This window comes from Shewanella algidipiscicola (genome assembly GCF_900380485.1).
Classification (GTDB): Bacteria; Pseudomonadota; Gammaproteobacteria; order Enterobacterales; family Shewanellaceae; genus Shewanella; species Shewanella algidipiscicola.
Window position 1 is genome coordinate 24,114 of sequence record NZ_OXJV01000004.1, and the last position, 7,454, is coordinate 31,567.

Here is a 7,454-nt window from a genome sequence, read left to right on the forward strand (position 1 = left end):
CAATTAACCTAAGCTAATTTGAACGTCAACACCTGCCGCAAGATCTAGACGCATCAACGCATCTACAGTCTTCTCAGTCGGCTCTACGATGTCAACAAGACGCTTATGAGTACGAAGTTCGTACTGATCACGCGCATCTTTATTAACGTGTGGAGAGATCAAAACGGTATAACGCTCTTTGCGCGTTGGTAGTGGAATTGGACCACGTACCTGGGCGCCTGTGCGCTTAGCAGTTTCAACGATTTCCGCAGTAGATTGATCGATCAGACGATGATCAAATCCTTTTAAGCGGATACGGATTCTTTGGTTCTGCATTGACCAGAGCTCCTAAAATGGACACATAAAAAATCACCCTCTAGCTTCTTCCTTACTGGAAAAGCAGAGCGAGATGATTTAACCGTTCGACTCCAAATCGGAGTCGCTGTATTATTTTACGTCGGCTTCTAGAACCGACAATTTACCCGCCTAATGGTTAAGGCGAGAGGGAGCATTATACTGATCTGCACATAGAGATCAACCCCATTGAGCGAATTAACACCACATAGCTGCTAACTCTCTAAAGTGGCGGGTATTATACTTATTCCGATCAAGAAAGCTAGCCTTTGTGTTCATCAAATTCTAGCCAATAAAAAAGGCAGCCTAAGCTGCCTTTTCAATATTGTATTAAGACACTTTGCTATTAAGCAATGATCTTAGCTACAACACCAGCACCAACTGTACGGCCACCTTCACGGATAGCGAAGCGTAAACCTTCATCCATCGCGATTGGGCAGATCAGTGTTACTGTCATCTGTACGTTGTCACCAGGCATTACCATCTCTACGCCTTCTGGCAATTCGATAGTACCGGTTACGTCTGTTGTACGGAAGTAGAACTGTGGACGGTAACCTTTGAAGAAAGGAGTGTGACGTCCACCTTCTTCTTTTGACAGAACATAGATTTCTGACTGGAATGTAGTGTGTGGAGTGATTGAACCAGGCTTAGCCAATACTTGACCACGCTCAACTTCATCACGCTTAGTACCACGTAGTAGTACACCACAGTTCTCACCTGCACGACCTTCGTCAAGCAGTTTACGGAACATTTCAACACCAGTACAAGTGGTCTTAGTAGTATCGCGAATACCAACGATTTCTACTTCTTCACCTACTTTGATGATACCGCGCTCTACACGACCAGTTACAACAGTACCACGGCCAGCGATTGAGAATACGTCTTCGATTGGAAGAATGAATGCACCGTCAATTGCACGCTCTGGCTCTGGAATATAAGTATCTAGCGCTTCTGCAAGCTCAATGATCTTAGCTTCCCACTCTGGCTCGCCTTCTAGGGCTTTAAGCGCAGAACCTTGGATAACTGGTAGGTCATCACCTGGGAAGTCATATTCTGATAGCAGTTCACGAACTTCCATTTCTACTAGTTCTAGTAGCTCTTCGTCATCAACCATGTCACATTTGTTCATGAATACGATGATGAAAGGTACACCAACCTGACGTGAAAGCAGGATGTGCTCACGAGTTTGTGGCATTGGACCATCTGTAGAAGCAACTACTAGGATAGCGCCGTCCATCTGTGCAGCACCAGTGATCATGTTTTTAACATAATCCGCGTGACCTGGGCAGTCTACGTGTGCGTAGTGACGAGTTGGAGTGTCATATTCGATGTGAGAAGTATTAATTGTAATACCGCGCTCACGCTCTTCTGGAGCGTTATCGATTTGTGCGAAGTTACGAGCTTCACCGCCATATGTCTTAGTCAATACAGCAGAGATTGCTGCAGTAAGAGTGGTTTTACCATGGTCAACGTGACCGATGGTGCCCACGTTTACGTGAGGTTTGCTACGTTCAAATTTTTCTTTAGCCATGGTATTGCCCCAATTAGAGATACTTGGTGATGAAATCTACATACAACAAAAAATCCGATGCATTTTATGTCATCGAATCGATTCATTAAGATAATTAGGGGACTTTAGCAGGAGCTGAAGGCAGTTATCGAGAACTGACCCTTTTAGATGGGATTGCTCTTAGATATGGGCACAATCAGCGAAAATTGGAGCGGATGGCGGGAATCGAACCCGCGTTATCAGCTTGGAAGGCTGGAGTAATACCATTATACGACATCCGCGCAACCTAACTAAGGTTACCTAACTACCTAAAAAATGGTGGAGGGAGAAGGATTCGAACCTTCGAAGGCTGAGCCGTCAGATTTACAGTCTGATCCCTTTGGCCACTCGGGAACCCCTCCAGAGAAATGGTGCCGGCACCAAGAGTCGAACTCGGGACCTACTGATTACAAGTCAGTTGCTCTACCAACTGAGCTATGCCGGCGTGTCATTTCGGTAGCGGATATTAGGGAATCATGAGCACAAGTGCAATAGCTAATTTGAAATATCTATAAAAAAAACGCTTAAGCGGCGCTTTTTCCACCAAAAGCATCACTTACTGTGCACTATTCAGGCAGAAAAGAGTCATTACTTATTCCCTGCTGTAGGAATAGCATTTTTGCAGTTGTTCACATAAAGACGATGGTGTACTGTGCGTTGCCTAAGGGGAGATTTATCCATGTTAGCCACTAATCAAATTCACAATGCGCTTTATCTTGCTTTCGAGCGCCAGCAATGGGCTGAACTACGAAAATCGGTACCACTCACCCTCAGTGAAGCAGATCTCGAAGACTTACGCGGTATTAACGAATCTATCTCACTCGATGAAGTCACCGATATTTACTTACCTCTTAGTCGACTATTAAACCTTATCATCGGTGCCAAACAACAACGCGGCCTAGTATTAAGCCAATTTATCGGTCGAGAGCCCCCTAAACGCCCTTACATCATTAGTATCGCTGGCAGTGTTGCAGTGGGTAAAAGTACCACTGCACGTATCATGCAAGCCTTATTAAGGCAGTGGCCTGAACACCCAAAAGTCGACCTGGTCACCACTGATGGTTTTTTATATCCATTAGCAGAATTAAAGCGTCGTGGTTTACTGCAACGTAAAGGCTTTCCCGAAAGCTATGATATGAAGATGTTAGTCGAATTTATCTCCAAAATAAAAGCCGGCGAAAGTACAGTCCACGCCCCCATCTATTCACACATAACCTACGATAGAGTTGCCGATACTCAACAAGTTATTGAACAACCAGATATTCTTATTATCGAGGGGTTGAATGTCTTGCAAACCAGTCAAGACAGCCATGTAGCAATCTCACAGCCTTTTGTATCTGATTTTGTAGACTTTTCTATCTATGTGGATGCGGATGAGTCACTGCTGAAACAGTGGTATATATCGCGATTCTTACAGTTTAGACAGGGAGCATTTAGCGATATAAATTCATATTTTCATCACTATTCAGATCTCAACGATGCTGAAGCTACTCGTATCGCTGCCAATATTTGGGACAGTATCAATGGCCCCAATCTTAATTTAAATATCTTACCGACCCGCGATAGGGCACATCTGATTTTAAGCAAAGGCACTGATCATATGATGAATCAGGTGCTGTTACGTAAATAGGACAATATAGAGCGAGCATTGCTAATGTATGTTTAACTATGCCTTAAAGTGGACGCATGGATATTTCACCGCCGACATACGCCTTTATACCATTACCGTTATCAAGCAAAATGGCCCCCTGCTCATCTATGCCACAACAGATACCTTCTACACTATTATCGCCCATCAGCAACTTAACCACCTTACCGTCAAATAAATCGGCTTCTCGCCAACGTTGTTTAAACGCCTTAAGTCCTTGCGATTCAAACAAACTAAGATCGCTCACCAGTTGCTGCTGCAGCGCTATCATTAGTTCTGTCTTGTCAGGTTGTTGGCTTAACTCAGACAGATCACTCCAAGGCTGATCAATCTTATCCGCCTGTGCTGCCGACATCGAAAGGTTAATCCCTATCCCAATAACCAAATTACATTCATAGTCAGCCTGACCACTCATCTCAATGAGAATACCGGCTAATTTTTTATGATTAAGATAGATATCATTAGGCCACTTAACCCCGATCCCATCGACGCCTAACCTACGTAATACTGAGACTAAGGAACAGCCCACCACAAGGCTCAACCCCATTGCTTGCGACATACCTTGTGAAAATTGCCAATAAAAAGATGTGTATAGATGGCAACCATAAGGTGAAACCCAAGTGCGGCCTCTTCGACCTCGCCCTGCCGATTGATGCTCGGCAACACAAATATCACCACTGCTGAGCTCATTGACATGATTTAATAAAAACGCATTCGTGCTATTGATATCATTAAAGTAAAAACAACGACCTTTAATTTGCGCCTTCAAACGTTGCTCATCGATAAGAGATAATGGAGTCGACAACTTATAGCCTTTCCCTTTAACACTATAAATATCGACCCCAAATTCTTCTAGACTTGCCACATGCTTACTGATGGCAGCCCTTGAGATCCCAAGCTCATGAGCGAGTGCCTCTCCAGAAACAAACTCTCCACCTGCGAGTGATTTAATAATTGCACGTTTACGCAGCCATTGTTCATGCATCATTTAATTCCCTTTCCCCTACTGCACCGATGATACGTGGCTCAACCTCTAAATAGACCGAATATATTTGATTAACCCGCTGTATCACCTCACGCGCTAATGTACAGACGTCAGCCCCTGTGGCTTTGCCGACATTTACGATAACCAAGGCTTGTTTTAAATGTATGGCCGCCCCACCAATAGCGTGGCCTTTCAACCCCGCATTCTCGATAAGCCAACCCGCAGCTAACTTTACCTTATCAACATTCACCGGGTAGCCAACAATAGCAGGATACTCTTGCTGTAATTGAGTAAAGTGTTCACTAGATACGATAGGGTTTTTAAAAAAGCTACCCACATTACCTAATGCCGCCGGATCAGGCAGCTTACTGCTACGAGTCGCGCAGATACAATCAAAAATCATTGTTGGTGTCAGGGTAGTGGCAGATAATTGTTGTAATGGACCATAACTTAAATTTGGGCGCCACTCTTTTTCTAAGCGAAGGCCCACATTTAAAATCACCGCTTTATCTTTTAATGTCGATTTAAAAATCGAATCCCGATAATCAAATAGACATTGCTCGGCATCGAGGCGAACACGCTCACCAGTGGTAAGATCTAAATATTCCACCCACTCACAAAACTGCGAAAAATCAGCGCCATATGCGCCTATATTTTGGATAGGAGCAGCTCCGACAGAACCTGGGATTAAGGCTAAATTTTCTAAACCTGGCATATTATGCGTTAAACAAAATTGTACTAATTCATGCCAATTCTCACCTGCAGCCACCGACAAATGAAAACAGTCTTGATCCTCAACAACATTAATGCCTTTAGTCGCAATAAGCACCACGATCCCCTTAAAACTATCAGTTAACACGATATTGCTACCGCCACCAATAGCCAATAACGGCCGCTTTTTATTAGCAGCATCAAGGCAGGTATCGATGAGTTGTAGCTCATCTGTCGTTTTAATTAAGTGCTCACAACTGACATCTATACCCAGAGTATTATGCGTGGCTAATGAATAAGTAATAATGGAGTCCATAATTCTGATTGACATGACAAAACGCTATTGTAACCGTTAGCCTCATTTTTATCGATCAGATCTCAAGACAGATTACCTCCCAAGTCATGTCATAAACATATCAAATCTCATTTGGCCAATATAAATACATGCAGAGTACTATCACTCGTAATATGTTCAATTGAAAATAATAGATCACCAACTCCATAGTCATGCATTTAGCGTATGCGGATGATGTTATCCAGTAAATAGCGATTTCGCCTATTGCGCTAGCAAAGACATTATCGATTGACATTCACATCTGGTATTGGCAACTCTCTTCGAGCACTCTTATATGCATTAACTTTTAAAATGAAATCAAAAATGGGTTTGTGATGATCTACTTAGAGCTCGCCCACACCATGACCCGGCGCAGACCTATATAGATGTAGGAAATAACAGGAATAATTGACTACCAAGCCAGTATCAAGCTTTGTTTGATAACTGCAGATGTCTCACTCTCCCCCATATTCGAGTAATAATTTCAACAACGGTTAAACGAAAAATCCCCCTCACAGAGTGCTGGGGAGTCCGCTAGCGACAGTCGACCGCCAAGAATGGCGGAAGTGTCAATATGGTATGGGGCATTTATCGACCGACATCGGAGTGATTCTTTCACGGGAGCGTAGAATGCAAAAAGCCCTAGCGTATTATGCTAAGGCTTTTTGCTTTATTAGGCGTCTTATCATGGTCAGCTTTGAGCTAGCTCTCCGCGTTCAGCTCCAGCATCAAGCTGCGCTTAATAAGCGCAGACGCTGCCCCCTACGACCGCCAAGGATGGCGGAAGTGTCGATATTGTCTGGAACATTTATCGACCTCCACATGGTTTTGAACCTCACCACGTTCGGACTATTTATTTCCCCATGTTCGAGTGGTTAGCTCCAGGCTAAAACGAAAAAAGCCCGTTGCATTAGCAACGGGCTTTGTCGTATTAGGCGTCTGGAAATGACCTACTCTCACATGGGGAGACCCCACACTACCATCGGCGCGATTGCGTTTCACTTCTGAGTTCGGGATGGGATCAGGTGGTACCACAATGCTATGGTTTCCAGACAAATTCTTACTGGTTAATTGTCCGTCTGACGGCATTGTTTCCTCGCTACAGTGCTCATGTACTAAAGTACACTCCGCGCTTCGCTCGTTACGGCTTTGTCAGCCAAACAATTACCTGCGTAATTAACCAAAATTATAAATTTAGAAAGCTGTTCTCTTTATACAAGAGTTAAATTTGAGTCACACTAAATCAAGTGGCGGTATTCTTTCGCTAAGTATTCACTTAGTTAGAAACCCTTTTGGGTTGTATGGTTAAGCCTCACGGGTCATTAGTACAAGTTAGCTCAACGCCTCACAACGCTTACACACCTTGCCTATCAACGTAGTAGTCTCCTACGGCCCTTTAGAGGACTTAAAGTCCTAGGGATGACTCATCTTAGGGCTCGCTTCCCGCTTAGATGCTTTCAGCGGTTATCGATTCCGAACGTAGCTACCGGGCAATGCCATTGGCATGACAACCCGAACACCAGCGGTTCGTCCACTCCGGTCCTCTCGTACTAGGAGCAGCTCCCTTCAATCATCCAACGCCCACGGCAGATAGGGACCGAACTGTCTCACGACGTTCTGAACCCAGCTCGCGTACCACTTTAAATGGCGAACAGCCATACCCTTGGGACCGACTTCAGCCCCAGGATGTGATGAGCCGACATCGAGGTGCCAAACACCGCCGTCGATATGAACTCTTGGGCGGTATCAGCCTGTTATCCCCGGAGTACCTTTTATCCGTTGAGCGATGGCCCTTCCATTCAGAACCACCGGATCACTATGACCTGCTTTCGCACCTGCTCGACGTGTATGTCTCGCAGTTAAGCTGGCTTATGCCATTGCACTAACCGTACGA

General features: G+C 44.5%; 5 protein-coding genes, 3 tRNA genes and 2 rRNA genes. 1 reads left to right on the forward strand and 9 read right to left on the reverse strand.

The genetic code is table 11. From position 1 onward, the window contains the following. Positions 1 to 3 precede the first annotated feature (3 nt). The 5 genes from rpsJ to DN599_RS07215 all read right to left on the reverse strand — a co-directional run bounded on the left by rpsJ (position 4) and on the right by DN599_RS07215 (position 2,327). Positions 4 to 315, reverse strand: coding sequence for a 30S ribosomal protein S10 (rpsJ, locus tag DN599_RS07195; protein ID WP_011070616.1), 312 nt, complete (start codon positions 313 to 315; stop codon positions 4 to 6). Between the two features lie 364 nt (positions 316 to 679). Beyond that, the gene (tuf, locus tag DN599_RS07200) at positions 680 to 1,864 is read right to left on the reverse strand and encodes an elongation factor Tu (RefSeq protein WP_110456985.1); all 1,185 of its coding nucleotides are present in this window, start codon (positions 1,862 to 1,864) and stop codon (positions 680 to 682) included. A gap of 186 nt (positions 1,865 to 2,050) precedes the next feature. Further along, a tRNA-Gly gene (locus tag DN599_RS07205) sits at positions 2,051 to 2,124 on the reverse strand. Positions 2,125 to 2,159: 35 nt separating this feature from the next. Beyond that, positions 2,160 to 2,244 (reverse strand) — tRNA-Tyr (locus DN599_RS07210). A 7-nt stretch (positions 2,245 to 2,251) separates the two neighbouring features. Next, positions 2,252 to 2,327 (reverse strand) — tRNA-Thr (locus DN599_RS07215). Positions 2,328 to 2,561: 234 nt separating this feature from the next. On the opposite strand from DN599_RS07215, the gene coaA reads away from it, so the two are divergent. Continuing rightward, complete coding sequence (gene coaA, locus DN599_RS07220; protein WP_110456986.1) at positions 2,562 to 3,512, forward strand: type I pantothenate kinase; 951 nt, start codon at positions 2,562 to 2,564, stop codon at positions 3,510 to 3,512. Positions 3,513 to 3,555: 43 nt separating this feature from the next. On the opposite strand, the gene birA is transcribed toward coaA, so the two are convergent. The 4 genes from birA to DN599_RS07240 form a co-directional block, all read right to left on the reverse strand. After that, positions 3,556 to 4,515, reverse strand: a complete 960-nt coding sequence (birA, locus tag DN599_RS07225; RefSeq protein ID WP_110456987.1) for a bifunctional biotin--[acetyl-CoA-carboxylase] ligase/biotin operon repressor BirA — start codon at positions 4,513 to 4,515, stop codon at positions 3,556 to 3,558. Then, a complete protein-coding gene (gene murB, locus DN599_RS07230; protein WP_239473254.1) occupies positions 4,508 to 5,557 on the reverse strand; it encodes a UDP-N-acetylmuramate dehydrogenase in 1,050 nt (349 codons plus the stop codon). The genes birA and murB overlap by 8 nt, the downstream gene beginning before the upstream one ends. 940 nt (positions 5,558 to 6,497) lie before the next feature. After that, positions 6,498 to 6,613: ribosomal RNA gene (rrf, locus tag DN599_RS07235) — 5S ribosomal RNA — on the reverse strand. A gap of 248 nt (positions 6,614 to 6,861) precedes the next feature. Further along, positions 6,862 to 7,454: ribosomal RNA gene (locus DN599_RS07240) — 23S ribosomal RNA — on the reverse strand; the annotation flags it as partial.

Bases quoted from the DNA above. Each gene is read 5' to 3' on its own strand.
- rpsJ (WP_011070616.1), bottom strand. From the start codon at position 315: ATGCAGAACCAAAGAATCCGTATCCGCTTAAAAGGATTTGATCATCGT.
- tuf (WP_110456985.1), bottom strand. From the start codon at position 1,864: ATGGCTAAAGAAAAATTTGAACGTAGCAAACCTCACGTAAACGTGGGC.
- coaA (WP_110456986.1), top strand. From the start codon at position 2,562: ATGTTAGCCACTAATCAAATTCACAATGCGCTTTATCTTGCTTTCGAG.
- birA (WP_110456987.1), bottom strand. From the start codon at position 4,515: ATGCATGAACAATGGCTGCGTAAACGTGCAATTATTAAATCACTCGCA.
- murB (WP_239473254.1), bottom strand. From the start codon at position 5,557: ATGTCAATCAGAATTATGGACTCCATTATTACTTATTCATTAGCCACG.